The sequence below is a fragment of the Cellulomonas sp. P4_A2 genome (assembly GCF_056402515.1).
Genome location: NZ_JBFUHG010000211.1, coordinates 1 through 375, shown reverse-complemented (window position 1 = coordinate 375; position 375 = coordinate 1). Strand labels below are relative to the sequence as shown.

General features: G+C 72.3%; 1 protein-coding gene. It reads left to right on the top strand.

Features of this window, described 5'->3' with window-relative positions; all coding sequences use genetic code 11:
- On the top strand, positions 1-304 hold a 304-nt coding region (locus AC1DUE_RS20765; RefSeq protein WP_477041285.1), incomplete at its 5' end, for a hypothetical protein.
- Between the last annotated feature and the right edge of the window lie 71 nt (positions 305-375).

Genomic DNA, 375 nt, shown 5'->3' with positions numbered 1-375 from the left:
GGTCTACGGCCTGCCGGGTGTCCGTCGGCTGGTCGAGTCCTGGGGCCTGGTGTGGGGCAAGGACGTGCTTGACCCGCCGACCCCGGCTGAACGTGTCGCGCCGGGCGACCTCGACGCCGACCAGCTCGGGTTCGAGGTCATGTCGGAGGAGGAGGCGAAGTTCCGCGACGCTCGCCGTGCCGTCAGCGAGGCCCGCAAGGACGAGCTGGCCGCTGCGCTCCACCGCTTCCGGAACCCGAACGAACCGATCCGGGTCAAGGTCAGCCTCAAGAAGCCGGTCCGCGCCAAGCGCCGCGCCGCCTGACCAAGCCGGGCGACAACCCCAAGTTGGCGCCCGGCGCTTCAGTGGCGCGCCCCCTCCCCGGCACCTGGGCA